Source organism: Halobium salinum (assembly GCF_026586625.1).
GTDB classification, from domain to species: Archaea; Halobacteriota; Halobacteria; order Halobacteriales; family Haloferacaceae; genus Halobium; species Halobium salinum.
On the sequence record NZ_JAODIW010000006.1, the window covers coordinates 705,687 to 729,519 of the forward strand.

General features: G+C 68.5%; 23 protein-coding genes. 14 read left to right on the top strand and 9 right to left on the bottom strand.

Annotated features, from left to right (window positions below; translation table 11 throughout):
- The first annotated feature begins 246 nt into the window (after positions 1-246).
- Together N5095_RS06900 and N5095_RS06905 are read left to right on the top strand one after the other, a co-directional pair.
- Complete coding sequence (locus N5095_RS06900; protein ID WP_267622018.1) at positions 247-1,329, top strand: phytoene/squalene synthase family protein; 1,083 nt, start codon at positions 247-249, stop codon at positions 1,327-1,329.
- Between the two features lie 308 nt (positions 1,330-1,637).
- The gene (locus tag N5095_RS06905; protein ID WP_267622019.1) at positions 1,638-3,086 is read left to right on the top strand and encodes a sugar porter family MFS transporter; all 1,449 of its coding nucleotides are present in this window, start codon (positions 1,638-1,640) and stop codon (positions 3,084-3,086) included.
- Positions 3,087-3,312: 226 nt separating this feature from the next.
- Here N5095_RS06905 and N5095_RS06910 read toward each other — a convergent pair whose 3' ends face one another.
- Complete coding sequence (locus N5095_RS06910) at positions 3,313-5,310, bottom strand: amylo-alpha-1,6-glucosidase (RefSeq protein ID WP_267622020.1); 1,998 nt, start codon at positions 5,308-5,310, stop codon at positions 3,313-3,315.
- 109 nt (positions 5,311-5,419) lie between these two features.
- On the opposite strand from N5095_RS06910, the gene N5095_RS06915 reads away from it, so the two are divergent.
- The 3 genes from N5095_RS06915 (at position 5,420) to N5095_RS06925 (ending at position 8,768) form a co-directional block, all read left to right on the top strand.
- Positions 5,420-6,778 carry an ABC transporter substrate-binding protein gene (locus N5095_RS06915; protein ID WP_267622021.1) on the top strand — a complete coding sequence of 453 codons (1,359 nt, stop codon included), beginning with the start codon at positions 5,420-5,422 and terminating at the stop codon, positions 6,776-6,778.
- Positions 6,779-6,781: 3 nt separating this feature from the next.
- Entirely contained in the window at positions 6,782-7,792 is a 1,011-nt protein-coding gene (locus N5095_RS06920; RefSeq protein WP_267622022.1) for a carbohydrate ABC transporter permease, read from the top strand.
- Between the two features lie 109 nt (positions 7,793-7,901).
- Positions 7,902-8,768: a carbohydrate ABC transporter permease gene (locus N5095_RS06925; protein ID WP_267622023.1), complete on the top strand. Its 867-nt coding sequence runs from the start codon at positions 7,902-7,904 to the stop codon at positions 8,766-8,768.
- A gap of 156 nt (positions 8,769-8,924) precedes the next feature.
- Here the strand turns inward: N5095_RS06925 and N5095_RS06930 are convergent, their stop codons facing one another.
- The 7 genes from N5095_RS06930 to N5095_RS06960 all read right to left on the bottom strand — a co-directional run bounded on the left by N5095_RS06930 (position 8,925) and on the right by N5095_RS06960 (position 14,335).
- On the bottom strand, positions 8,925-9,212 hold the full coding sequence (locus tag N5095_RS06930; RefSeq protein WP_267622024.1) for a GYD domain-containing protein: 288 nt from the start codon (positions 9,210-9,212) through the stop codon (positions 8,925-8,927).
- A 106-nt stretch (positions 9,213-9,318) separates the two neighbouring features.
- Positions 9,319-9,741 (bottom strand): helix-turn-helix transcriptional regulator, encoded by a 423-nt coding sequence (locus N5095_RS06935; RefSeq protein ID WP_267622025.1) that lies wholly within the window; start codon positions 9,739-9,741, stop codon positions 9,319-9,321.
- 141 nt (positions 9,742-9,882) lie between these two features.
- Positions 9,883-10,956 (bottom strand): TrmB family transcriptional regulator, encoded by a 1,074-nt coding sequence (locus N5095_RS06940; RefSeq protein ID WP_267622026.1) that lies wholly within the window; start codon positions 10,954-10,956, stop codon positions 9,883-9,885.
- A gap of 37 nt (positions 10,957-10,993) precedes the next feature.
- Positions 10,994-12,136, bottom strand: coding sequence for an ABC transporter ATP-binding protein (locus N5095_RS06945; protein WP_267622027.1), 1,143 nt, complete (start codon positions 12,134-12,136; stop codon positions 10,994-10,996).
- 96 nt (positions 12,137-12,232) lie between these two features.
- Positions 12,233-12,682 carry a hypothetical protein gene (locus N5095_RS06950; protein ID WP_267622028.1) on the bottom strand — a complete coding sequence of 150 codons (450 nt, stop codon included), beginning with the start codon at positions 12,680-12,682 and terminating at the stop codon, positions 12,233-12,235.
- Positions 12,679-13,380 carry a hypothetical protein gene (locus N5095_RS06955; RefSeq protein ID WP_267622030.1) on the bottom strand — a complete coding sequence of 234 codons (702 nt, stop codon included), beginning with the start codon at positions 13,378-13,380 and terminating at the stop codon, positions 12,679-12,681. The genes N5095_RS06950 and N5095_RS06955 overlap by 4 nt, the downstream gene beginning before the upstream one ends.
- 319 nt (positions 13,381-13,699) lie before the next feature.
- Positions 13,700-14,335, bottom strand: a complete 636-nt coding sequence (locus tag N5095_RS06960; protein ID WP_267622031.1) for a DUF7344 domain-containing protein — start codon at positions 14,333-14,335, stop codon at positions 13,700-13,702.
- 190 nt (positions 14,336-14,525) lie between these two features.
- On the opposite strand from N5095_RS06960, the gene N5095_RS06965 reads away from it, so the two are divergent.
- The 3 genes from N5095_RS06965 to N5095_RS06975 all read left to right on the top strand — a co-directional run bounded on the left by N5095_RS06965 (position 14,526) and on the right by N5095_RS06975 (position 15,810).
- On the top strand, positions 14,526-14,963 hold the full coding sequence (locus tag N5095_RS06965) for a pyridoxamine 5'-phosphate oxidase family protein (protein WP_267622032.1): 438 nt from the start codon (positions 14,526-14,528) through the stop codon (positions 14,961-14,963).
- Between the two features lie 126 nt (positions 14,964-15,089).
- Entirely contained in the window at positions 15,090-15,545 is a 456-nt protein-coding gene (locus N5095_RS06970) for a universal stress protein (protein ID WP_267622033.1), read from the top strand.
- A 58-nt stretch (positions 15,546-15,603) separates the two neighbouring features.
- A complete protein-coding gene (locus tag N5095_RS06975; protein ID WP_267622034.1) occupies positions 15,604-15,810 on the top strand; it encodes a DUF7511 domain-containing protein in 207 nt (68 codons plus the stop codon).
- A 64-nt stretch (positions 15,811-15,874) separates the two neighbouring features.
- Here the strand turns inward: N5095_RS06975 and N5095_RS06980 are convergent, their stop codons facing one another.
- Positions 15,875-16,981 carry an aminotransferase class V-fold PLP-dependent enzyme gene (locus N5095_RS06980; RefSeq protein WP_267622035.1) on the bottom strand — a complete coding sequence of 369 codons (1,107 nt, stop codon included), beginning with the start codon at positions 16,979-16,981 and terminating at the stop codon, positions 15,875-15,877.
- 157 nt (positions 16,982-17,138) lie between these two features.
- Between N5095_RS06980 and N5095_RS06985 the strand changes: the two genes are divergently transcribed.
- From N5095_RS06985 to N5095_RS07010, 6 genes are all read left to right on the top strand, one after another.
- Positions 17,139-17,471 (top strand): thioredoxin family protein, encoded by a 333-nt coding sequence (locus N5095_RS06985; RefSeq protein WP_267622036.1) that lies wholly within the window; start codon positions 17,139-17,141, stop codon positions 17,469-17,471.
- 93 nt (positions 17,472-17,564) lie between these two features.
- Positions 17,565-18,245 carry a helix-turn-helix domain-containing protein gene (locus N5095_RS22345; protein WP_267622037.1) on the top strand — a complete coding sequence of 227 codons (681 nt, stop codon included), beginning with the start codon at positions 17,565-17,567 and terminating at the stop codon, positions 18,243-18,245.
- 61 nt (positions 18,246-18,306) lie between these two features.
- Positions 18,307-19,074 carry a glucose 1-dehydrogenase gene (locus N5095_RS06995; RefSeq protein WP_267622038.1) on the top strand — a complete coding sequence of 256 codons (768 nt, stop codon included), beginning with the start codon at positions 18,307-18,309 and terminating at the stop codon, positions 19,072-19,074.
- Positions 19,075-19,165: 91 nt separating this feature from the next.
- Entirely contained in the window at positions 19,166-20,563 is a 1,398-nt protein-coding gene (locus tag N5095_RS07000; protein ID WP_267622039.1) for an ATP-grasp domain-containing protein, read from the top strand.
- Positions 20,564-20,731: 168 nt separating this feature from the next.
- A complete protein-coding gene (locus N5095_RS07005) occupies positions 20,732-22,171 on the top strand; it encodes a hypothetical protein (protein WP_267622040.1) in 1,440 nt (479 codons plus the stop codon).
- A 92-nt stretch (positions 22,172-22,263) separates the two neighbouring features.
- On the top strand, positions 22,264-23,805 hold the full coding sequence (locus tag N5095_RS07010) for a carotenoid oxygenase family protein (protein ID WP_267622041.1): 1,542 nt from the start codon (positions 22,264-22,266) through the stop codon (positions 23,803-23,805).
- Positions 23,806-23,833: the final 28 nt, after the last annotated feature.

Sequence of the window (23,833 nt, forward strand, 5' to 3'; positions counted from 1 at the left end):
AGTCCGGCTCCGCACTACCGCTTCCGCGCGCGGACACCTTACTGATAGGGTGGTTCGCTTAATCCGTATCCGTCCGTAGTACCGACTGCGGGCGGCGAGGTAGCGTCATCGGATTCGACGCTGCCGGCCGCACCTCCCTTCCGACCGGATGCGAACTCCCGACCCGCCCCGTGTCTCTCACCGGACGACCTCGAGGAGGCGGGCGTGACGCGGCGTCCCGAGGCGGAACTCACACGTGATTCATCGATGGTCAGCCACCGACAACTCGAACTCAGCAAGTCTATCCAGCAGCGGACCGGGAAGACGTTCCACCTCGCGACGCGCTTTCTCCCCGAGCGCGTGCGCCACCCCACGTACGTCCTCTACGCCTTCTTCCGCCTCGCCGACGAGGTCGTCGACGACCCCGACGGGGGCCTGACCCCCGAGCAACAGCGCCGCCGATTGGACGAGTTCCGCGCGGCCGCGCTCGGTCGCCGAGAGACCGACGACTCCGGCGTCGGCGACACTGCGCCTCAGACGGACGACTCCGGCGTCGGCAACACTGCGCCTCCGACGGACGACTCCGGCGTCGGCGACGCGGCGCCTCAGACGGACGACGCCGTCCTACGAGGCTTCAGCGAGGTTCGCGAGGAGTACGGCATCCCCGACCGCGAGGTCGAGACGTTCGTCGACGCGATGGCGACCGACGTGTCGAAGGACACCTACGCCGACTACGACGAACTGAAGGCGTACATGCGCGGGTCGGCGGCGGCGGTCGGCACGATGATGACCGAAATCATGGGACTCGACGGCGAGGCGGCCGAGAGGGCGTACCCGAGCGCCATCGCGCTGGGCGAGGCGTTCCAGCTGACGAACTTCCTCCGCGACGTGGGCGAGGACGTCGTCGAGCGCGACCGGGTGTACCTCCCGCGGACGACCCTCTCGAAGCACGGCGTGAGCGTCGAGCAGATTCTCGACCGGCGGTTCGACGACGGCGTCGCCGCGGCGATGCGCGACGAGATGGCCCGCGCCGAGTCGCTGTACCACGAGGGCGTGGCCGGCATCCGGCATCTCCCGGCCGACTGCCGGTTCCCGGTGTTGCTCGCGGCGGTGTTGTACGCGGACCACCACCGGCTCATCCGCGAACGGGGCTACGACACGCTCACCGCGACGCCGTCGCTGTCGACCCGCCGGAAGCTGTCCCTCGCGGCCCGCACGCGCCTGCACTGGGCGCGCTCGAAGGACCCCGAGCGGGTGTTCGCTCGCGTCGTCGATACCGACGACGTGGACCACACCCGCACCGGACGCGGCTCCGAGACGGAGCGTTCGCGTTCGCACCTCTCCTCCTGACCTGCTCGTCCGTCCCGTCTCTGTCCAGTGTGTCACCTTCGGCACCGCTGCAGTCGGGGCTTTCCATCGTCTCCGGCGAACCGTCTTAGGTGCTCACCCCGAGAACTCGGTCCAGTCCCCGGGAGCTCGGGTCAGTCGGCCCCCTCCGACTCGAATCGACCGACTCGCCCGTCAGCTTAGCACTCAACGACCCTGCTCGCCATGTTCTTTGAAAAACGTAACCAATATTGTTTTTCATACTCTTTCATCCCGTATAAGCCGAAACTATTGTAGTTCTATGCCGAATCTCCACGAATAACTGAATCTATATGGCAACGAGTACCCACGGGTCGACGGCAGGCGGCGGACGGTTCACGTACGTAGCCGCCGCGCTCGCCGCTCTGAACGGACTGCTGTTCGGCTTCGACACCGGCGTCATCTCGGGTGCGTTCCTCTACATCCGGGAGGCGTTCGTCATGTCCAGTCTCGTCGAGAGCGTCGTCGTCAGCGGGGCGCTGGCAGGTGCCGCAGTCGGCGCCGCGCTCGGCGGCCGGCTGGCCGACCGCTGGGGACGGCGTCGGCTCATTATCGTCGGCGGCGTCGTGTTCTTCGTCGGGTCGTTGCTGATGGCCGTGGCGCCGACCGTCGAAGTGCTCATCGTCGGGCGCCTCGTCGACGGCGTCGCCATCGGCTTCGCCTCCATCGTCGGCCCGCTGTACATCTCGGAGATATCGCCGCCGAAGATTCGAGGGTCGCTCGTCTCGTTCAACCAGCTCGCCATCACGAGCGGCATCCTCGTCTCGTACTTCGTGAACTACGCGTTCTCGGAGGGGCCCGTGCTCGAACTCGCCCAGTCGCTGTTCGGCGCCGCCGGCTGGCGCTGGATGCTCGGCGCCGGGATGGTGCCCGCCCTGATCCTCGTCGGCGCGATGCTGTTCATGCCCGAGAGCCCCCGTTGGCTCGTCGAGCGCGGGCGCGAGGACGACGCTCGCGCCGTGCTGTCGCGCACCCGGACCGACGCGCAGGTGGAGTCGGAACTCGAAGAGATCCGTGAGACCGCGGAGACGCAGGACGGGGGCGTCGGCGACCTGCTTAAACCGTGGATTCGGCCGGCGCTCGTGGTCGGCATCGGTCTCGCCGCCTTCCAACAGGTGACGGGTATCAACACCGTCATCTACTACGCGCCGACCGTGCTGGAGTCGACCGGGTTCGGCAACACCGCCTCGATTCTCGCGACGGTCGGCATCGGCGTCGTCAACGTCGGGATGACTATCGTCGCCGTCCTCCTGATGGACCGCGCGGGCCGACGCCCGCTCCTCTTGACGGGGCTCGCCGGGATGATCATCACCCTCCTCGGTCTCGGGACGGCGTTCGCCCTCCCCGGGCTCTCCGGAGTTATCGGGTGGGTCGCGCTCGCCTGCCTGATGCTGTACGTGGCGTTCTTCGCCATCGGACTCGGCCCCGTCTTTTGGCTGCTCATCTCGGAGATTTACCCGCTGCAGGTGCGCGGGACCGCGATGGGCGTCGTGACGGTCATCAACTGGGTCGCGAACCTCGTGGTCGCGCTCACGTTCCTCGGTCTCATCGACGTGGCCGGCCAATCCGGCACGTTCTGGCTGTACGCCGCCCTCACGCTCGCGGCGCTCGCGTTCACCTACTTCCTCGTTCCCGAGACGAAGGGCCGCTCGCTGGAGGAGATCGAGCGGGACCTCCGCGACAGCGCCCTCGGCGACGAGCGGACGGGGATGGTACGCGACGGGACGGCGGGAGACGACTGAGCGCCACGACGGCCGGAATCCATTTCCGGCCGTCTCGCTGTCGCGGTGGTGAAGACGACTCCACGCAGGAGACACACCGGCGCCGGGCAGTCTCGTCCGTCCGACTCTCGGATGGAAGGGGGGTCCGAGTACCGACGTGGCAACGCTGTCGTCGATTTCCCCCTACCGACGTGGTTGCCAGGACCGTCCCGAAGACGGCGGATTCGGCGCGTACTGTCGGCGCCCCTCAGAAGTCGAGCGGCGGACCGTCGACCCGCCCGACCGCTCGGAGGCAGGCGAGCGGTGCGGCGGCGGCCCACGCCTGTGGCTCGCATGCCTCGCCGTACTCTAAGGGCACGCCAGTGTCGTCGCGGTCGAACCCGGCGAAGAGTTCGGGAAGCCGGTCGTTCCCGCGCTCGACGGCGGCCTCGACGAGCCCGTTCGCGACCGCCTCGGCGGCCTCCCGGCGACCATACCGGGCCATCCCGAGCGCGACGAGCGAGGAGTCGTGCGGCCAGACGCTGCCGCGGTGGTAGCTCTGCGGGTTGTAGGCTTCGTGGGTCGCAGACAACGTCCGGAGTCCCCAGCCGGTGAACACGTCGTCGGCGACGAGTCGGTCGACGACGGCGTCGGCCCGCTCGTCCGGGACGATGCCGCTCCAGAGGCAGTGTCCCGGGTTCGTCGTGACGCTCTCGACGGGGTCGTTCTCCCCGTCGAGCGCGACGGCGTAGAACGACTCCTCGGGGAGCCAGAACGCCTCGTCGAAGGCGTCCGCGAGGGTCGCAGCGCGGTCGTCGAGCGCGGCGGCGTGGTCCTCGTCGTTCATCACTCCGCGCACGAGGTCGGCGGCACGGCGGAGCGCGTCGTAGTAGTACCCCTGCACCTCGGCGACGGCGAGGGGTCCCTCCGGGTGGCCCCCATCCGGTCCGACGATGCCGTCGCCGCTGTCCTTCCAGGCCTGGTGGGTGAGCGCCTCCCCGTCGGTGGGGTACTCGAGGAACCCGTCGCCGTCGCGGTCGCCGTGTCGGGCACACCAGCCGAGCGCGGCCTCGACGTCCTCCCAGAGCGACTCGACGAACGCGTCGTCACCGGTGAACCGCCACGTCTCGTGGACCAGCACGACGAACAGGGCCGTCGCGTCGATGGTCCCGTAGTACGGGGAGTGGGGCACCTGCTCGCGCTCGGCGAGCTCCCCCTCGCGCAGCTCGTGGAGGATTTTCCCCGGTTCCGCCTCGCGGAACTCGTCGACCGACTCGGCCTGGTGGGCGGCGAGGAAGCGGCAGGTTCCCTTCGCCGGCGCCGCGGTGAGCGGGAGCGCCTGGACCGCGGCGATGAGCGAGTCCCGGCCGAACGCCGTCGAGAACCACGGGACGCCGGCGGCGAACATCGGCCCGTGCTCGGTGTCGAGGCGGAGTTCGAGCAGATTCTCTCGGCTCTCGTCGAGCACCGGCGCCCAATCGTCTTCCGCGATGTCGTCGGGCCGACCGGTCTCGTCGGCGACCGCGTCGCCGTCGACCCCGCCGTTCGTCGCATCGCCGCCGGCGAGCGCTCCCGTCTCCGCCTCCCACTCCCGTTCGCGTTCGTCGACGCGGTCGAGGGCCGTCCCCCTCGCGGTCGCGGGGTCGAGCGTCGTTCCGTCCGGTCGCTCCGGTTCGATCGCTACCGTGACGGGGACGCTCTCACCCGGGTCGAGATCGAGGTCGACCTCGACCACCGCGTCGGCCCGACCCGCGCCAGTTCGCGTCTCGGTGACCGAGCCACGCGAGACGGACACCGTCGTCGCCCACGAGCGGTCGAGGTCCGCCGGGTCGTAACCGAACGTCACCCGTCGGTCGCCGACGCCGACCCGTACGTCTCGCTCGACGGAGGCCTCGTGGCCTCGAACCTCGAACAGGTCCTCGAAGGCGGCCCCGACGGAGAGCGACAGCGTCACCGACTGGGGCTCCCCGCGGAGGTTGCTCACGGTCACCTCATCGTACAGGCCGTCCGTGACGACCTGCCGGTGACACAGGTGTACCGAGCGCGACCCCCGGTCGAGGGGCGTCGAGCGGTGGACCGTCCGCTCCCCCGGTCGAGGGGCCGCGACGTGAAGCGTCTCCAGGGACTGTTCGTCGATTTCCGCCTCGTACCGGTCGAGGTGTCGGGTGTCCCGGTGGTAGTAGCCGTCGTGTGCCCGAGCCGGCGTTCCGTCCAGCGCCGTGACGAGGAACGTCCGCCCGTCGACGACGGTGCTGTCGGTCTTCATCGCCCCGTACTCGTGAACGGTTACGTATAAAGGCTGGCACCTCACACTACTGGAGTAGTTTGAAATTCCCTAGGTTTATCCGTGAGGGATTACATCATCGACCAGGCACATGACAGGCACTGGCAATCGCGGCGAACTCTCGCGGCGGCGGTTCGTAGAGGCACTGAGTGCGGCAGGCGTGGCTGGGGCGTTTGCGGGCTGTACCGGGGACGGCGGCGGGTCCGCCAATGGCTCCGGCGAGGGCGGCGCCAACGGCTCCGGTGGGAACGCGGACGGAAGCTCCAACGAGTCGAGTGGCAACTCCGGGAGCGCGACGACGGTGCAGCTCTCCGGGTGGGCCGCCAACAACGAGGAGTCAGCGTTTCTTCAGGAGGTCGTCGGCCAGTTCGACGAGAACCACGAGGACATCACGGTCGACTACGACGCGATTCAGTCGAAGTACAAACAGAAGCTGAAGACACAACTGGGCGCAGGCAACGCTCCGGACACCTTCTACGTGAAAGGTGAGTACTTCAGCTCCTTCGCCTCGCAGGACGTGCTGCTCGAGCTTACGAGCGTCGCCGAAGGCGAGGGGTTCGACACCGACGACTTCTTCCAGCCGATTCTCGACGCGTTCCGGTACGACGGGACGCTGTACGGCATTCCGAAGGGGTTCTCGACGCTCCAGCTCTACACCAACTCGACGCTGTGGGAGGAAGCCGGCGCGTCGGAGCCGAAGTCGTGGGACGACCTCCGCTCCGGCCTCGAAGCGGTGAAGTCGAGCACGGACGTGAAGGCGCCGATGATCCTCCAGCCGAACGCTCGCGCCTGGTACGGCCTCGTCTTCCAGAACGGCGGGCAGATTCTCAACGACGAGCGCGACGAGGCGGTGTTCGCCTCGAAGGCGGGTGTCGAAGCCCTGGAGTTCCTCGCTGGGCTGAAGCGCGACGGGCTCGCCGCCATCCCCTCCGACATCAGCGCCAGTTGGCAGGGAGCGGCGCTCGGCCAGAAGTCCGTCGCCGCCGGTATCACCGGGCCGTGGGCGATTCCCTTCCTGAAAGCCGAGCATCCCGACGTGAACGAGAACACGACCGTCAGCCACATCCCGACGCCGAGCGGCGGTACGAAGGCCACCCCGGCGTACACCGTCTCCTACAGCGTTTCGTCCAACACCGACGCCCCCGACGCGTCGAAGACGCTCGTCAGCTATCTGACCGGCAAGGAGGGGATGAAACAGTGGGCGAGCAAGGGGATCGAGCTCTCCGCCCGGAAGTCCCACGGGGACATGCAGTTCTACAAGGAGAACCCCCGCTATAAGACCCACTACGAGGCCGGCGAGTGGTCGAAGGTCGTCGGTTACGGCGTCAACAGCGCCGCCATCCTCAACCTGCTCAACCCCCAGCTGGAGGCCGTCATGGTCGGCGAGAAGGACCCGAAGCCGGCGCTCGAGACGGCCCAGGAGAAGGTCAACACAGAGGTTCTCTCGTAAGCCATGGCGCTCGAAGAGGGAGAGGACCGGGGCGACCGGCGGTTCACGACGGCCGCCAGGGACCTGCTCGGGGGGACCCGCGAGCGGCTCGGGAGCGGCGGCGACGGCGACGCCATCATGGGGTATCTGTTCTGTCTGCCGAACGTCGCCGTCTTCTCGCTGTTCCTCCTCGGGCCGGTGCTGTACGCGTTCTGGATCTCCTTCCAGCAGTGGAGCATCCTCCAGAACAGCGGGACGTGGGTCGGCCTCTCGAACTACGCCGAGGTGTTGACTCCCCTCCCCGTCACGGCGGAGGGGCTCAACCTCGTCGTGTTCACCGACCCGAGCGCGAACCTGTTCTGGTGGTCGCTGAAGACGACACTCGTCTACGCCATCGGGACGGTGCCGCTGCAGATCTACGGTGGGCTGGCGGTCGCGCTCATGCTCGACACGCGGGTCCGGTTCAAGAAGGCCTACCGCGCCGCGTACTTCATGCCGGTGATGCTCTCGGGCGCCGCGAGCGCCGTCATGTGGCGGTGGTTCCTCTCCGCCGACGGCGTCGTGAACAACCTGCTCCCGACGTTCCTCGAACACAACTGGGCGGGAAACCCCTCCTACGCGCTTGGCGGCGTCATGCTCATGGCCATCTGGGGCGGCATCGGTTCGAACATGATATTCTTCCTCGCCGGCCTCCAGAACATTCCACAGGAGCTGTACGAGGCCGCACGCATCGACGGGGCGAGCGCCTGGCATCGGTTCCGCCACGTGACGTGGCCGAACCTCGGCAACACCAACCTGTTCGTCATCGTCATGGCCGTCATCAGCGCCTTCCAGGTGTTCGGCATCGCGCTCGTGTTCAGCGAGGGCGGTCCGTACTACGCGACGACGACGACCGTGCTGCTCATCTACCAGCGCGCGTTCGAGGAGGGGAAGATGGGGGTCGGCGCCGCGATGGCGTTCATCCTCTTCCTCATCATCTTCGCCTTCAGCTACTACCAGTACCGACACCACCAGTCGGGGGAGATCGAGTACTGATGACGGCGATTCATCGACAGACTGAGACGACGAACCACCGATGGACGGCGGCCGGTCTGCAGTCGGGTCACCGACCGAGCCCCGACGCGGCCGACGGGGGGGCAGCCTGATGGCCCGCTCCAGTTACGAGTACCCCGGCTACGAGCGGTCGGGAGCGAGCTACTGGACGAAGACGACGCTGCTGTACGCCGTCGTCACCCTCGGCGCGCTGTGGATGACGCTGCCGTTCTGGTGGACCATCACGACGAGCCTCTCGCAGAACCCGACCGCCGCGTCGGTGTCGTTCATCCCCGAGGCGGTGACGATCCAGCACTTCGTCACCCTGTGGGAGCGCCCGGACATCATGCTCGTCCGGTGGTTCCTCAACACGATGATCTTCGCCGGTGCGGTGACGACGTTCAACCTCGCGTTCGACAGCCTCGCGGGATACGCCCTCGCCAAGCTCGACTTCGTTGGACGTGACAAGCTGTTCCTGCTGTTCATGTCGACGATGATGATTCCCGGGATGGTGACGCTCATCCCCGTCTACCTGCTGTTGGTCGAACTCGGGTGGGTGAACACCTACCAGGGGCTCATCGCGCCGCTCATCGCCAACCCGTTCGGCATCTTCCTGCTGCGACAGCACTTCAAGTCGCTCCCCTCGGCGCTGGGCGACGCCGCGAAGATAGACGGCTGCAACGAGTTCCAGACGTTCTACAAGGTGTACCTGCCGATGGCGAAGCCTGCACTCGCGACGCTCGGCATCTTCACCTTCATGGGCGCCTGGAACAACTTCCAGTGGCCGCTCATTATCGCGGGCGAACAGAACATGTACACGCTCCCCATCGCACTGTTCGCCGTCCGCAACCAGTACTTCGCGGAGTGGGGACTGATGATGGCCGCGGCGCTCATCATCGTCGCACCCGTACTCATCGCGTTTCTCGCGGCGCAGAACTACTTCATCCGTGGGATGTCTCTCAGCGGGATGAAAGGGTAGGTGAGGCGGGCCTCCCTCTTCGGGTAACCCCGCATCACGCTGTCGGTGTCCGGTCGAGCGATATCTCGGAATCGTCGACCACTCTCCGCTCGTCGGTAACGGGCGGTGTCAGCGGTCGTAGTGTCGGGGCAGGTCGTACGCTCCCGGTGGACGCTCTCAGAAGTCGTCGACGAGCTCGCCGAGCCGGTCGACCGGGATGAGCTCCATCGTCTGCATGTCGAGTCCGTATCGCTCGATGGCGACCGACGTCTGGAAGGCTCTCTCACGCCCCTCGGCCTCGAACAACACGAGGAAGTCGTGCTCGCCGAGAACGGCGTAGGCGTCCAGCAGGCGAGCGTCGAGTTCTTCGAGGTCGTTCCGGATGTCGCCCCAGATGGTGGCGAACTCCTGTGCGTTCTGGACGCGGGCTTCGTCGGCGTCGACGAGAGCCATGTACGTACCCATGTCGCGGCGTTGGGGAACCGTCCAACTAATTGTTCGGGCCGAACTGTCGAAACCAATCGGTGACGGGACGGGAATCGGGTCCCGTCGGTCAGCAGGTCTGGGTCCGCTACTCCGCGCGCTCGCCCGCCTCGTGGGGTTCGACTGTCGCCGAGGCGGCCGTCTCCGGGTCGAAGTGAACGGGTTCGTCGCCGGGGAGACACACGACGTTCTCGCGGCCGACGCGGTGACGGACGAGGTGCTCCTCCGCCTCGAGGTCGGTCAGGAGTCGACTGACCGTCGACTCCGGGAGTTGGCTCTCCGCGACGAGGTGTTTCTGTCGGGTGCGCCCACCGGCACGCTCGACGAGGTGATGGAGAAACGACCGCGGGGTCATCTCCTCCTCGAGCAGGAGGTCCGCCTCGGAGCGGGTCCCCCTTTCATCCGCCTCCCCGTCGGCACCGCCGTCCGGCTCCGGCCGACAGGACCGACCGTAGCCAACGCTCTGCAGCAGTCCGGCCGTCCGTCGGAGCAGTCGGCTGAGGCGCGTCACGGGCGTCTCCCTCCGTTCGCCGTCCGCTCTCTGTGAGTTCCGTGTGGCATTCCGGCTTCAGTTCTCTCACTTCACCCGGATGCAACATAAAATTGCTTGCCCTCGCAAGGGTCCCCGGCACGGTGAACGGCGTCGGGGGGTTCAGTCGACCGCTTCGACGACGAAGCGCTTGCCCTCGACCGCCTCGAACAGCGCACCCCACCCACCGATTTCGACGGTGTCCTCGGCCGTCTCGAGGGTGAGTGTCGCCTCGCCGGTGAACGTGGCGAGTTGCGGTCGGTCGAGGTCACCTCCCGTGAAGGTCGTTCCCCGGACGACCCCTGTCAACTCCACGTCTGTCCCGGTCTCCCGTTCCTGACCGTACACGGTCAGCACGACCCGCGCTTCGTCGACGTAGCGGTCGATGTCTCGAATGCACTCCCTGATGGACGTGTAGGTCCGAGGCAGCGAATCGTCGCGTGCGGAGTACACCGTCTCCCACCCCCACCAGAACGCCGTTCCGAAGTACCAGTCGAACATGCGGGACAACGAGTAGTCGTTGACGAGTACGCCGTACTCGTGGCTTGGGTGAAGGGGCTTCTCGGGGGCGAAACAGACGCGTGTTCTATCCACCAACACCAGGTACGGGGTCGGCATTCCCCGGTATCGAACCTCGGTCGCCACACCGTCGAACGTTGGCGCCTCCCCTTCGAGGGGGGATTGGTCGGAGTCCTCGGGTGTAAGCGTGAACTTGACGACTACGTCGCGTTCGTACGCCTCCTCGAGCTCCCCCCGCAGCCGTTCGAACTGGTCGGCGGTGGCCGCCAGTTGGACCTCGTTTTCGGCTTCTCGAATGGCTTCCCGGGTGCGGTCGTATATCGACGACAGCGGCTTGAGCACGCTCACGCGGTGGTTCTCGACGGTGGGGCGCTCCCAGCGCTCGTTGATCTCCGTGGCCGCCTCCGTGACCGTCTCCGCGTACGAGGTGAGCTGGTTCAACATCCGTTCGGGATCGTGTGCCCGCGCGTGGAGGCTCCCCTGTTGGTACGTCTCGACGAGTTCGTCGCCCTCGAGATTCCGGAGCACGTCGTAAATCCGCGCCTGTGGCACGTCACAGGCGTCGGCGATCTCCGTCGCGGACGCGCTCCCGAGTTCCAAGACGGCGATGTACGCGTCGGCCTCGTACTGCGTGAGACCCGTGTTCTGCAGGGTCTCCCGGAGCGTCTCCGTGTCCATAGTTGTGTGTGGGTGTCGGCCGCGTTTCAGCGTTTTCCTACAGCTGAACGCCGTCGGGAAGCGACGACTCGCCTCGCGAACGGTTGAACACCGTCTCCCCCGTCTCCGCGTCGAAGGCGTGGACTCGGTCGCGTGGGAATCGGAGCCGAAGCTGGTCGCCGACATCGATGCCGTAGTCGCCGGGGACCGACGCCGTCACCTCGGTGCCGGACACGTCGAGGTAGAGGTAGCTCTCCTTGCCCATTGGTTCGACGACTCTGACCGCCGCGCGCACGGTGTCCGGCCCCTCGGCCTCGGCGAGTTCGATATCCTCCGGGCGGATGCCGAGCGTCACGGCGCCGGCTCCCGAGGTTCGGATTCGCTCGGCCTGCTCGTCGGTGAAGTGGTAGTCGATTCCGCCCGTGCTCCCGACGCCGGCCGTCGCGTCGAAGGAGAGGCTGAGGAAGTTCATCGAGGGCGAGCCGATGAACCCGGCGACGAACCGATTGGCGGGACGGTGGTAGCACTCGAGTGGCGTGCCGAGCTGCTGGAGCTCGCCGTCGTTGAGGACGGCGATGCGGTCCCCCATCGTCATCGCCTCCGTCTGGTCGTGGGTGACGTAGACGGTCGCGACGCCCAATCGCTCGTGGAGCTCCTGCAGTTCGGTCCGCATGTCAGTGCGGAGCTTCGCATCGAGGTTCGACAGCGGCTCGTCCATCAGGAACACCTCGGGTTCGCGGACGATGGCGCGACCGAGGGCAACCCGCTGTTTCTGGCCCCCGGAAAGCGCCTTCGGCTGGCGGTCGAGAAGCTCCTCGATACCGAGCATCTCGGCCGCGTCGTGGACCCGGCCGTGAATCTCCTCGTCGGAGAGGCTCGTCGTCATCTCCAGCCCGAAGGACATGTTCTCCTCGACGGTCTTGTGGGGGTACAGCGCGTAGTTCTGGAACACCATCGCGATGTCCCGGTCTTTCGGTTTCTGATCGTTCACGACCTCGCTCCCGATGCGGACCTCCCCGTCGGTGACCGTCTCCAGTCCCGCGAGCAGTCGGAGCGTCGTCGACTTCCCGCAGCCGGATGGACCGACCAGTACCAGAAACTCCTCCGCCTCGACGGCGATGTTCAGGTCCTCGACGGCGACGACCGGCTCGCCGCCCTCCTCGAAGACTTTCGTCACCTCGTCGTACTCTACGGTCGCCATGGTCTATCACGACATTCCACCCCAGCCACATAGGAGTTACTACTGGAGTAGTGTGGGTGGTGCAGGGGGAATCCCCTCGGGTCGCGTCCCAATTGGTCACAGCCCGAACAGCCACGGAACGAGTTCGGGGACGATGTAGCCGAACCACTGAATCGTCCATGAGACGCCGAGCCAGAGCAGCCCCCACGGCGCCGAGAAACCGACCGGTCGAACCGGCCAGACGGCCCCTTCGTGGCTCATGGTCCGCGGATAGACGTAATCTGCGAGCAGGTGAAGCGCCGTCCCGACGGCGACGAAGTTGAGCGCGTCGAGCAGCGGTGGGGCCGCCTCGAAGACCCCGAGGCGTCCGAACACGACGTATAGAACCGCGGGGAGCAAGAGTGTGTGGAGTGCCCACGACCGGTGGGTGCGGCTCCGGACGGCGTCGAGTTCGGGCAGCAACACGCCGACGAGCAACGGCACCGCGACGGCCGGGTGATGACCGAGTACGACGGCGAGAAACGCAACCGGCACGGCGCTCGCGACGTGGTGCTCCCGTGCGGTCATCGGCCGTCACCCCGGAGCTCACCGCGGTACGCGGCGACGACTCGGTCCGCGCCGGCGCCGCTCACCTCCTCGAAGGCGACCACCTCGAGCAGCCCGAGCAGGCCCGGCAGCAGGAGCACGACGCCGACGCCCGTGGCGAGACAGAGACCGGACACGATGGCGGCGAACACGGCGACGAGCACCGAGAAGGAGGGGGTGTCGAGGAGGTGGTAGGCGGCGTCCCGGAGTGCCCGCCCGCCGCTCGGCTGTCTGTCCGGGGGCGCCCGAGCGATGAGTGACGATGCCCGAAGCGCGACGACCGTCGCGAGGACGACGGCGTACAGCCCGATTGTCGCGCCGAGCAGGAACGTGCCCGACCGCGTCCCGACACCAAGTAGGTAGTAGACGGCGGTGACGGCCACCGTACCGACCGTCACCCCGGTCAACGGGAGCCCGCGCCGGAGCTGTCGTCGGACCTCCCGGAGGAACGCGGCACCACGCTGGCGTTCGGACCCCTTCCGTCCGTCGAGCTCGTCACCGACGGCGCCGGTCAGGGTCCCGACGAGCGCGATGATCGCCGCGCCCACCGGCACGACGGGGACCGCGGCCAGCGAGAAGAGGAGGCTGAGAACGACCACCGTGACTAGCTCGTCGTAGGCGGCCCGGCCGACGGCCGCGAGCGTCGCCACGGGGTGGAGGGAGTCGAGTTCGTCGGCCATCGTCGCGTTGGCGGTTCTCCCGCTCCGAGCGAGAAAAACACGTCGGTCCCGGTGACGAGGTGCCGTCGCGCGGCCGCCGGGGTCGCGGCCGTCGAAAACGCTCGCCACCGGGCTCCGAGCCTCGCATCACGTCGGCGCACCACTACCGGCGAGGGACGACACACCAGCGTCCCGGCTCGTCGTCGGCGCACCACCGCCGGCGACCACATCAGTCCGCTGCCGGCACACCACTACCGGCGTCCGCGTCGGCACACCACCGTCGGGTCCGCCAGCCGCACGACACGTCGGCCCGACCGTTCGGACCGACGCTCCGAGTCCGCTACTGTCGGTTACGGGCCACCAGCCCGAGCGTGACGACGGCGAACATCGCGGTCACGACTATCGCGAGCGACCCGGTCAGGGCGGCGGGCGCGAACCCTGCCCACGTCGCACCGGTCAGCGCCAGCCCGACGACCGTCGCGGCGCCGTAGTACGCCGTCCCGTCGGCCGCCGGTGCCGTCTCCGCCTCCAGCGGCGTCTCCTCGGTGTCGCCGTCTTCGCCGACCGCCACGTCGATGTCGAGGTACGGGTCGAAACTGTCGGCCAGAGAGGTCCGCTCGACCACCCCACGACTCTGGTCGTACTCGACGATGCCCATCTCGTCGAGCTTCGGGAGGTGACTCTGATACAGCGCGATGTAGGTTCGCTGTCGTTCGTCCGAGCTGATCTCCGCGACCTCCTTCCCGTTCTCCCACGCGGCGACCTGCTCCGCGATGTCGCGCATGTCGACCTGTCCATCCGTGGTCCGGAGGAAGTTCAACACCCGTCGGCGGCGCTGGTTCTGCAGGACGTGAAACAGGTCGTCCTTGCCGAGTTCCGCAGACTCCTCGATTTCCGACTGCGATTCGCTCGCCCGGTCGGCGTCCGTCTCCCCTGTCGACTCTCCGTCGGTTACGTCAGTGCCCACCCAACTCATATTCGTACACCTTGTGCGTACAGGGTTGAACTTGCGCTCCGGTATTCAGCGTCGTTCCCAAACAGTTTGGGACACCACGATTACACGTCCTCGAATCGCAGTACTGCGTCGGGGTACGTGATTTAATATCGTGGTACTCGGTATCACAATTCAGGGATGGGTTCATGAGCGAATCCCGCGTAGGACGAGTATGGAGTCGGACGATTACACCTACACGCTTGCCATGTCGGACCGTGAGATCGAGGACGCACTCAGGGAGGGCGAGGTCGGGGTGCTCTCGCTCGCGACCGACGGCGACGCCTACGCGATTCCAGTCGCGTACCACTACGCAGACCGGACGGTGTTCTTCCGACTCGGCGAGCACGACGGCAGCGAGAAGATGCAGTTCGTCGAGTCGACCGACGAGGCCTGTTTCGTCCACTACGACTACGAGTCGGAGATGGAATCGACGAGTATCATGGTTCGCGGGCCGTTGACGCGCGTTCCCGACGCGGAGGCTCCCGACCGCGTCGACATCGACGACGCGTACGTCTCACTCCGCGTGTTCGGCGAGCCCATCGAGGAACTCGAACCGCGCCTGTATCGCCTTGACGTCGCCGAGTGGAGCGGACGGAAGACCGCTGAATAGTCACTTGGTAGGGCCGTCGCCGAGTGACCGGGGGTTCCCCGGGACAGAGTCGGCGGCGGACGGTTCCCGAGGTCTGAGAATCGCGGCTCCCGTATTTGTTCCGAACGAGTGAACGTTCGACCGTAGATGTACGAACACGTTCTGCTCCCCATCGACGGCACCGACGCGGACGACGTCGTCGTCCGAGCGGCCTCGCTCGCGCGGTCGACCGACGCCACCGTCCACCTGCTCTACGTCGTCGACGACCGAGCGTTCCTCACGCTCGAAGACGCCGACGACGCGGCGGACCGACTCCGACGGGAAGGCGAGACGACACTCGCCGACGTTCGCAGCCGACTCGAAGCCGCAGGCCTGCCGGTAGTGTCCGAACTTCGGTGGGGAAGTCCGGGTCCGGAGATCGTCGACTACGCCGAGTCCGCCGGCGTCGACGTCGTAGTGATGGGTGCTCACGCCGACTACGAGGACAACATGCTCGGCAGCGTCTCCCAGCACGTCCTCGCTCAGTCTCCCGTCCCCGTACTCACCGTCCGGCTCACCGGGTCGAGCGACGACACCCGCGAGGTGACCCTCGCGGGCAACTGAACCCGCCGTCCGACACCACCACCGTTCGGCACTGTCCAGTCCACCGACCCGAGAGACCATGTACGAGAACACTCCACGCCACGACCCGTCCGATGACTCGGCCGCAGACTACCACCCGCCCGAACTCGTCGGGACGGTCGTCCGTTACGACGGCGCCCCCGACGAGTGCACCGTCTACCCTCGCGACGCGACCGAAGCCGAACTGCTCACGACGTGGATCACGGCCGCCGAGAGTTCCTTCGTCGACCTCGAGGAGATGCGCTGACGACGCCCTGTGGAGCCGGTAGCGTCGCCACGGGGCCGGCGTCTCCCGACTCGACCGCTACACGCTACAACGCGCCGAGTAGGCGGTCCACGTCCTCCTCCGTGTTGACCACGTGTAACGACGCCCGGACCGCGCCGTCGACGGGGAGCGAGCGGAGCACGACCCCCTCCTCCCGGAGCCGTTCGACGGTCGCCTCTGCGTCGTCGACACGCCACGACACCAGGCCGGACTCGTACTCGCGGGGGCTGAGGAGCGCGCCGTCCGGGAGTCCCGCTTTCAGTCGGTCGGTCAGGCGCTCGACGTGACGTTCCACCGTGTCGAGTCCGACCGCCTCGATGGCGTCCATCGCGGCCCTGAGCCCCGCGTACGGCCCCGGACTGGTCGTTCCGACCTCCAGTCGCGGTGCACCCGGCTTGAACACGTACGACTCCGCCATCGGCTCCTCGACGCTCCGGTAGCCGACGAAGGACGGTTCGAGCGCCTCGGCGGCCGCCCGGTCGACGTAGACGAACCCGGCGCCCCACGGCCCGAGGAGCCACTTGTGACCCGCGGCGACGACGTAGTCCGCCCCCCACTCTCGCACGTCCATCGTCGTCTGTCCGGGGACCTGTACGGCGTCGACCAGCACTCGGGCGCCCGCCTCGTGTGCGAGTTCGACGGCCTCGGCGACGGGGAGTTCGGTGCCGTAACACCAGTCGATGGCCGAGAGGAAGAGTAGCTCCGCGTCCGCGAGGGCGTCGTCGAGGTCGTCGAGGTCGAGTCGACCCGCGTCCGTCTGCACGACCTCGACTTCGACGCCGCGGCGGTCCCGAAGACGCTTCCAGGGGAGGATGCCGGCGGAGTGTTCCAGGTCCGTCCGGACGACGGTGTCTCCCGGCTCCCAGTCGATTGCACAGGCGACCCGGTTGATGCCGTCGCTGGTGCTCTGTGTGAGGGCGATTTCGTCGGGGTCGGCGCCGACGAACTCGGCCACCCGCTCCCTGGTTCGGTCGAACTGGTCCCAAGCGAAGGGGTACATCCCCTCCTCGCCGGGTGCGTCGAACTCGTGGCGTTCGAGACAGTCGTTCGCGGCTGCGACCACGCGTCGGGGGCTGGGGCCGCTGGCACCCGTGTTCAGGTACACCGTCTCGTCGAACGTCGGTACGTCGGCGCGGAGTTCCGCCGGGTCCATGTGGGTGCTCGGCCCAGAACCCACTTATCGTTGACCCGAACGTCGCGGCCCCGAACTGGTTCTTCTCCCCCCTCGTTCCGGCTTCCAGACTCTCCCACGTCTCCGACTCTCACGAGGACCGAGAGATTGAGGCCGCTCCGGGCCCTACCACGCGCCGATGACCGACACCTCACAGCGCCCGAAGCCGGTCGCGCTCGACTCCCGCGCGGACCTGGACGCGCTCGTCGCCGACCACGAGCGCGTCCTCGTCGAGTTCTACACGAACGGCTGTGGCAAGTGTCAGTCGATGGAGCCGGTGCTCGGAGTCGTCGCCCGGCAGACGGACGCGACTGTCGCCATGGTGAACGCTCGGGAGACACTCGACCTCGTCGAGGAACTCGGATTCCGGGGCGTCCCCACCTTCCTCGTCTACCGCGACGGCACGGTCGTCGACCAGCTGTTCGGCACCTTCGGGGCGGAGGAGCTGGTCGCCGCCGTCGAGAGCGACTGACCGGCTCCCGGCGGACATCCGAAAGGAGACTAAAACTGCACGTAATAACAGGGGTTCCTCACTAGCCGGCGGCGGACCCAGACGGTGACACGCGTGACGACTATCGTCGAGTTCAGCGTCGACCCTGCCGCTCTCGTACTCCCGTCGTTCGGCTCCCGCCCGCAGGCGGAGGCCGAAATCGTCTCTCTCGCCGCGTGCGATGGGCCGCTGAGTCAACTGCTCAGATGTCGAGGACCGACGGGTCCCGAGGAGACCGTTGCCGCGCTCGACGCCGACCCGACCGTCGCCGAGGCCGGCTCCGTCTCCGACCTCGGCGACGGGTGGCTCTGTCGCGTCGAGTGGGACGAGGTCGGCCCGCTCGTCCCCTACCTCACGGAGCGGATGGACGCCGCCGTCGAGTTGGCGGCGCTCTCGGGCGGACGCTGGACCCTCCGGGTCTGGTTCCCGGCGGACGACGACGTCTCCGATCTGCTCCGCTTCGAGACGGACACCGGCGTGGACGCCGGTCTCGAGGTCGAGCGAGTCCACACGACCGCGGAAGGTGAGCGGACCCCTTTCGGTCTCTCCGAGGCTCAGTACGACGCCGTCCGGCACGCCCTGCAGTCGGGCTACTACGACATTCCCCGTCGGGCGACGACGGGCGACCTCGCCGCGGCGTTCGACATCTCCCAACAGGCCCTCTCGGAGCGGCTCCGGCGCGCACACGGCCGGCTCGCCGACGGCGCGGTCGCCGACGCCGCAGCGGGCGAAGAGGGGCCCGCCGACGAGCGCTGACCGGCTCGGGTCCTCCCCTGGCCGTGGATGTTATCTCCGTTCGTGTGTCACCTCGCACTCGATGTCGAACTACGAGTTCCACGACCGCGTCGCCGTCGTCACGGGTGGGAGCACCGGTATCGGCCGCGCGACGGCCGAAGCGTTCGCCGAGGCCGGAGCCGCGGTCGTCATCGGCGACGTGAACGACGAGGAGGCGGAGGCGACGGTGGAATCCATCCGCCAGGGCGGCGGCGAAGCCACGGCGGTCCACGCCGACGTGACCGACGCGGCGGCCGTCGCCGCGATGGTCGAGACGGCGGTCGACGAGTACGGCGGTCTCGACTTCGCGTTCAACAACGCCGGCATCGGCGGCGAACAGGCCAAGACCGCCGACTACTCGGAGGACGGGTGGCAACGCGTCCTCGACGTGAACCTCACCGGCGTCTGGCGGTGCATGCGCGAGCAGCTCCCCCGAATGGTCGAAGACGGCGGGGGTGTCGTCGTCAACAACGCCTCGATTCTGGGCAAGGTCGGCTTCGAGACCGCCCCCGCCTACGTGGCCGCCAAGCACGGACTCCTCGGACTCACGAAGACCGCGGCACTGGAGTACGCCGGGGCGGACGTCCGTGTCAACGCGGTGTGTCCCGGGTTCGTCGACACGCCCCTGCTGGAGCAGGGTGGACTCACGACCGACCAAGAGATGCGGGGTCAGATCGAGGGGCTCCACGCGATGAACCGCCTCGGGACGCCCGAGGAGATTGCCGACGCCGTCTGCTGGCTCTGCTCCGACGGCGCCTCGTTCACGACGGGTGCCGCACTCGACGTGGAGGGCGGTTACCTCAGTCGGTGAGAGCCCTCCGACCCGCTGTGGCCGCTTAGGACGGTTCCCCGTCGGCTGGAACCGGCGATACGCTTTCCAGTATCCTTGACGTACGTTAGTTATGAACCGTGACCCCGTACGCGTCGGCGTCCTGAGCCTCCACGACAGCAAGGAGACGAAGGCCATCCTGAACGCCGTCGAGGCGCTGGGTCACGAGCCCGAGTGGCTCCGCGAGGCGAACACCGTCGTCGAGGCCCGAGACGGGGACGCGACGCTCACCCCCGACGTCGACGTGCTCGTCAACCGACTCCTCCTCTCCAGCACCGACCAGCCGGCCGAACACCTCGGCGTCGCTCAGACGCTGGCGGCGCTCCGGCCGACGCTCAACCACCCCGACGCCACCTCGCGGGCCGCCCACAAGGTGGCGACCGTCGCGACGCTCGTCGGCGCCGGGGTGTCCGTCCCCCACACGGTGTTCGCACTCGGCGCGGACGAACTGAACCGCCGGCGGGGGACGTTCGGTCCCGAGGCCGTGTTCAAGACCGCTATCGGAACACACGGCGGCGGGACGTGGCGCGTGGCCGAGAGTGACCCGCTGACGGCCACGGTCGGCCGCCGTCGGGCCTTCCTGCAGGCGTTCGTCGGCACCGACGGGCCGCCGCGGGACCTCCGGGTGTACGTCGTCGGCGGCGAGGTGGTGGGCGCCATGTACCGCACTGCCCCGGCGGGGGACTGGCGGACGAACGTCGCCCGCGGCGGGAGCGTCGAGGACGCCACGGCGACGCTCCCCGACGCGGCCCACGACTTCGCGCTCCGGGCGACGGCCGCGCTCGGCCTCGACTACGCCGGCGTCGACCTCATCGAGGGCGAGGACGGCTGGTTCGTGCTCGAAGTGAACCCGACGGCCGGGTTCAGGGGGCTGTACCGGGCCACCGGCTGTAGCCCGGCGCCGTACATCGCGAAGTTGGCCATCGAGCGAGTCGGGAGGGACGTCGACGCCGACCTCGTCCGGGAGCTGTCGGCGACGCTCGACGACTCCACGCCGACCTGCGTCCCGCGCCCGGAGACGACACGGCCGGACCCGGTCGTCGTCGGTCTCACGGAGCGCGTCGTCGTCAGCGGCACCACCGGGACCGAGACGGTCGTCGCCGAGGCGGACTCCGGCGCCGCACGGACCGCCATCGACCTCCCGCTCGCCGCGGCAATCGGCGCCGGCCCGATTCACACCGCCGGGGACTCGACGGACCCGGAGGCCGTCGCCGAGGAGCGTCCCGTCGTCGACCTCGTCGTCGGCATCGGCGGCGCTCAACACACGGTCGCCGCGACCATCGAGGACCGGCGCGACGCCCACCCCGTCAGCCTCGGGCGGGACGTGCTCCGGAACTACCACCTCGACGTGTCGCGCCGAGCGACGACCTCGACGGGCGCGCGCGAGGAGTCGTCTCCGGCGTCGGCCTCGCCGCCGGACGACCGGCCGGTCCCGACACGGTCCTCGCGGTCGCGGTCGTCGCAGTCGTAGTCGCAGTCCTCACCGTCCTCGGGTTCGTAGTCGCCGGGTTCGTAGTCGCGACCGTCGCACGCCCCGTGGTCCGCAGGCCGGCGGAGTGGCGGCGACGACGAGCGGCCGTCGACCGCCATCGACCTGATTCCCGATACGTTGATTGTCCTCTATCGGTGAGTGTGAACGATGACGGCGTCGCGCCGGGCGATGATTCGGGGGATAGGGGTCGGGGTGGCGAGCGGCGGGGCCGTCCTCGGGCGGAGTCGGGCGAGTCGTCGCGGCCGACGGGGGGTCACGGAGACCGACAGCTTCGACCCCGAGCGACACGGCTTCGGCTTCCGGAACTGGTCGTCGTCGGACCCGTACTTCCCGACGCACGACCACGAGCGGGTCTCGGAGACCGAGATTCGGCGGGCACTCGGCAGGACGTGGGGGGGCGTCACCCGACGCCTGTTCGGACTGCCGCTCGCCTCGCTCCCGTCGCCGCTGGTCTCGGCCATCGCCGGCCAGTTGTACGTGAGCGCCAACCAGTTCGCGGCGGCCAACGGCCACTGTTACGGGATGACCTACGCGGCCCAGCGCTACTTCGAACGGCCCGAGCAGGTCCCACTCGACCGCGAGTCGGCCAGCGAGTTCCGCCACCCCGAGGCGCCGGCCGGCGACCCCGAGCGCGACCCGGTGGCGCAGGACGTCGACGTGTTCCAGACCTCCCAACTACTCGACCCCTACGCTTGGGTCGGTCGCCGCGACCTGCTCAACCCCCACCGCATCGACTACCGCGCCCACCTCGACGCGGTCACGGCCGCGGTCGACACGTTCGGCTCGGCGAGCATCTCGCTCATGAACTCGGCGACCTACGTCGCCCACGAGGTGCTCGTCTACGACTACGCTCGCGAGGGGAGCGCGACCCGACTCTCCGTCTACGACCCCAACTTCGGCGCCCGGTTCTACGCCGACGACTGGTGGCGCGGCCGGCTCTCCCTGCGCGTCGACCCGGACGCCGACGCGCCGGTCGAGCGTTACACCGCCGGCGTCCGGCGCGACCCGCGGGAGGGCATCTCGGGGTACGACACGTTCGTCTACAACCGCTGGGAGCGACTCATCGCCGCCCGCAACGGCCCCGACGAACACCCGGCACGCGAGCGGGGTCAGTCCCGACTCAGAGACCAACTGCTCGGCGTCCTGACGGTCACGCTCGACGCCGCGGAAGCGGTGTTACACGTCGTCGACCCCGACGACGCCCCCGTCTCGCGGGTCCGGAGCGAGCACATGGACCGCTCCCGCACGGACACCCACGCGATGCGGAGCCGCTACGGCCCGGACCCCGGTACCTACCGACTCCTGGTCAGTTCGGGTACCGCGACCGACTACACCCTCGGCGCCACCCTGGCCGACCGCTCGGGCGGGCGGCTCGACGCGAGTCGGTCGCGGTCGCTCGACGCCGGCGAACACCACGAGTACCGACTGACGGTTCCCGAGGGGGAGGCGGACGCGACGCTCGAACGGGCCGGCGTCCGCTCGGGGCTCCCCGACTGGGCGACGCTGGCGGCCGGCGGGGCGGTCGCGGGCGCCGTCGGTGCGGGCGCGCTCGGATACGCGGCCGGCCGGTCGAGCGACGACGAGTGAGTAGGGGTCGGGGACCCGGGGACACCGCCGGTCGGGTCCACCGCACTCCCGCGGCCGATAGTTCCGTACCCACCCCGTCCGTAGAACGGTCGATGACCGCCGACTACCGCGTCGGTCTGCGGCCGGCGCGGGTCGAACACGACCGCATCGCCCTCCCAGTCGAGGGGTCGCTTCCCGGCTGGCTCCGGGGGACCTTCGTCAGGAACGGTCCCGGCACGTTCGCCGTCGGGGACCGGGAACTGGCCCACTGGTTCGACGGGTTCGCCATGCTCCGGGCGTACCGGGTCGACGGCGCGGACGGTGACAACGACCGCGTCGAGTTCTCGAACCGGTTCCTCCGGAGCGAGGCGTACCGGTACGCACGCGAGCACGGCGAACTCGGCTACCGGGAGTTCGCGAGCGACCCGCCGACCTCGGCGCTGGACCGACTCCGTCGCCTGCGCGACCCGGGGTTCACCGACAACGCGACCGTCGACGTGGACCACCTCGGCGGCGAGTTCGTCGCCACGACCGAATCGCCGCGGGCGGTCGCGTTCGACCTCGACAGCCTGCGAACGCGCCGGACCGTCGGCTACCCGGACGACCTCGGCGCGACCGACACCGTCCACCCCCACTTCGACTTCGAGACGGGCGCGCACCTCGGCTTCGCCACCGACTTCGGGCGCGACCCGGGGTACGTGTACTACCGGATTTCGCCGGGGGAGCGGGAGCGCGAACCGCTCGGTCGCGTATCGATGGACCCGCCGGGGTACGTCCACAGCTTCTCGCTCACCGAACGCTACGCCGTCTTCACCGTGCCGCCGTTCGTCGTCGACTCGCCGCTCGCCTTCCTTCGCGACCGGCCCGTTATCGAGAACTTCCGGTGGCGGCCCGAACTGGGGACGAGAGTCGTCGTGCTCGACCGCGAGACCGGCGCCGAGCGAGCGCGCTACCGGACGGCCCCCTTCTTCGTCTTCCACGCCGCCAACGCGTTCGAGCGGCCTGTGGCGAGCGGGAGCGGCGAACTCGTCGTCGACCTCGTTGCCTTCCCCGACGCCGACGTGGTCTCGGACTTCTATCTCGACAACCTCCGGGTCGACGACCCGAGCCTCCCGACCGGCGAACTCCGGCGGCTCCGACTCCCGTTCGACCCGGAGTACGGCGAGCGCACGAGTGGAACCGTCGTCACGGAGACGCACCATCGCGGCCCGGTCGCCTTCCCGACCATCAACTACGAGCGGTGCAACGGTCGGCCCTACCGGTACGTCTGGGCGGCGGGCAACCGCGAACGGCCCCCGGAGAGCCTGCCGAATCGACTGGTGAAGGTCGACCTGCGCTCGGGGACGACGCGGGTGTGGCAGGAGCGGGGGACGTTCCCGAGCGAGGCGGTGTTCGTCCCGGCCCCTGACGACGCCGGCGACAGCGACGACGCCGCCAGCGATGCCGCCGCCGCCGACGACGCCGCGCCCGCCGAGGACGACGGCGTCCTCCTCGCCTCGGTACTCGACGCCGACGCCGAGCGGACGTTCCTGCTCGTTCTCGACGCGGCGACGATGACCGAACTCGCGCGGGCGACGGTGCCGACCGCGATGCCGCTCGGCTTCCACGGACAGTTTTACCGCGAGGGCGAGCGGCCGACCCGGTCGATGCCCTGACCCACCCGTTCGCCACACGCCGACCCCT

What these genes read in the sequence shown, in the direction of transcription:
- N5095_RS06900 (WP_267622018.1), top strand. Translation starts at nt 247, where the DNA reads ATGGTCAGCCACCGACAACTCGAACTCAGCAAGTCTATCCAGCAGCGG.
- N5095_RS06905 (WP_267622019.1), top strand. Translation starts at nt 1,638, where the DNA reads ATGGCAACGAGTACCCACGGGTCGACGGCAGGCGGCGGACGGTTCACG.
- N5095_RS06910 (WP_267622020.1), bottom strand. Translation starts at nt 5,310, where the DNA reads ATGAAGACCGACAGCACCGTCGTCGACGGGCGGACGTTCCTCGTCACG.
- N5095_RS06915 (WP_267622021.1), top strand. Translation starts at nt 5,420, where the DNA reads ATGACAGGCACTGGCAATCGCGGCGAACTCTCGCGGCGGCGGTTCGTA.
- N5095_RS06920 (WP_267622022.1), top strand. Translation starts at nt 6,782, where the DNA reads ATGGCGCTCGAAGAGGGAGAGGACCGGGGCGACCGGCGGTTCACGACG.
- N5095_RS06925 (WP_267622023.1), top strand. Translation starts at nt 7,902, where the DNA reads ATGGCCCGCTCCAGTTACGAGTACCCCGGCTACGAGCGGTCGGGAGCG.
- N5095_RS06930 (WP_267622024.1), bottom strand. Translation starts at nt 9,212, where the DNA reads ATGGGTACGTACATGGCTCTCGTCGACGCCGACGAAGCCCGCGTCCAG.
- N5095_RS06940 (WP_267622026.1), bottom strand. Translation starts at nt 10,956, where the DNA reads ATGGACACGGAGACGCTCCGGGAGACCCTGCAGAACACGGGTCTCACG.
- N5095_RS06945 (WP_267622027.1), bottom strand. Translation starts at nt 12,136, where the DNA reads ATGGCGACCGTAGAGTACGACGAGGTGACGAAAGTCTTCGAGGAGGGC.
- N5095_RS06950 (WP_267622028.1), bottom strand. Translation starts at nt 12,682, where the DNA reads ATGACCGCACGGGAGCACCACGTCGCGAGCGCCGTGCCGGTTGCGTTT.
- N5095_RS06955 (WP_267622030.1), bottom strand. Translation starts at nt 13,380, where the DNA reads ATGGCCGACGAACTCGACTCCCTCCACCCCGTGGCGACGCTCGCGGCC.
- N5095_RS06960 (WP_267622031.1), bottom strand. Translation starts at nt 14,335, where the DNA reads ATGAGTTGGGTGGGCACTGACGTAACCGACGGAGAGTCGACAGGGGAG.
- N5095_RS06965 (WP_267622032.1), top strand. Translation starts at nt 14,526, where the DNA reads ATGGAGTCGGACGATTACACCTACACGCTTGCCATGTCGGACCGTGAG.
- N5095_RS06970 (WP_267622033.1), top strand. Translation starts at nt 15,090, where the DNA reads ATGTACGAACACGTTCTGCTCCCCATCGACGGCACCGACGCGGACGAC.
- N5095_RS06975 (WP_267622034.1), top strand. Translation starts at nt 15,604, where the DNA reads ATGTACGAGAACACTCCACGCCACGACCCGTCCGATGACTCGGCCGCA.
- N5095_RS06980 (WP_267622035.1), bottom strand. Translation starts at nt 16,981, where the DNA reads ATGGACCCGGCGGAACTCCGCGCCGACGTACCGACGTTCGACGAGACG.
- N5095_RS06985 (WP_267622036.1), top strand. Translation starts at nt 17,139, where the DNA reads ATGACCGACACCTCACAGCGCCCGAAGCCGGTCGCGCTCGACTCCCGC.
- N5095_RS06995 (WP_267622038.1), top strand. Translation starts at nt 18,307, where the DNA reads ATGTCGAACTACGAGTTCCACGACCGCGTCGCCGTCGTCACGGGTGGG.
- N5095_RS07000 (WP_267622039.1), top strand. Translation starts at nt 19,166, where the DNA reads ATGAACCGTGACCCCGTACGCGTCGGCGTCCTGAGCCTCCACGACAGC.
- N5095_RS07005 (WP_267622040.1), top strand. Translation starts at nt 20,732, where the DNA reads ATGACGGCGTCGCGCCGGGCGATGATTCGGGGGATAGGGGTCGGGGTG.
- N5095_RS07010 (WP_267622041.1), top strand. Translation starts at nt 22,264, where the DNA reads ATGACCGCCGACTACCGCGTCGGTCTGCGGCCGGCGCGGGTCGAACAC.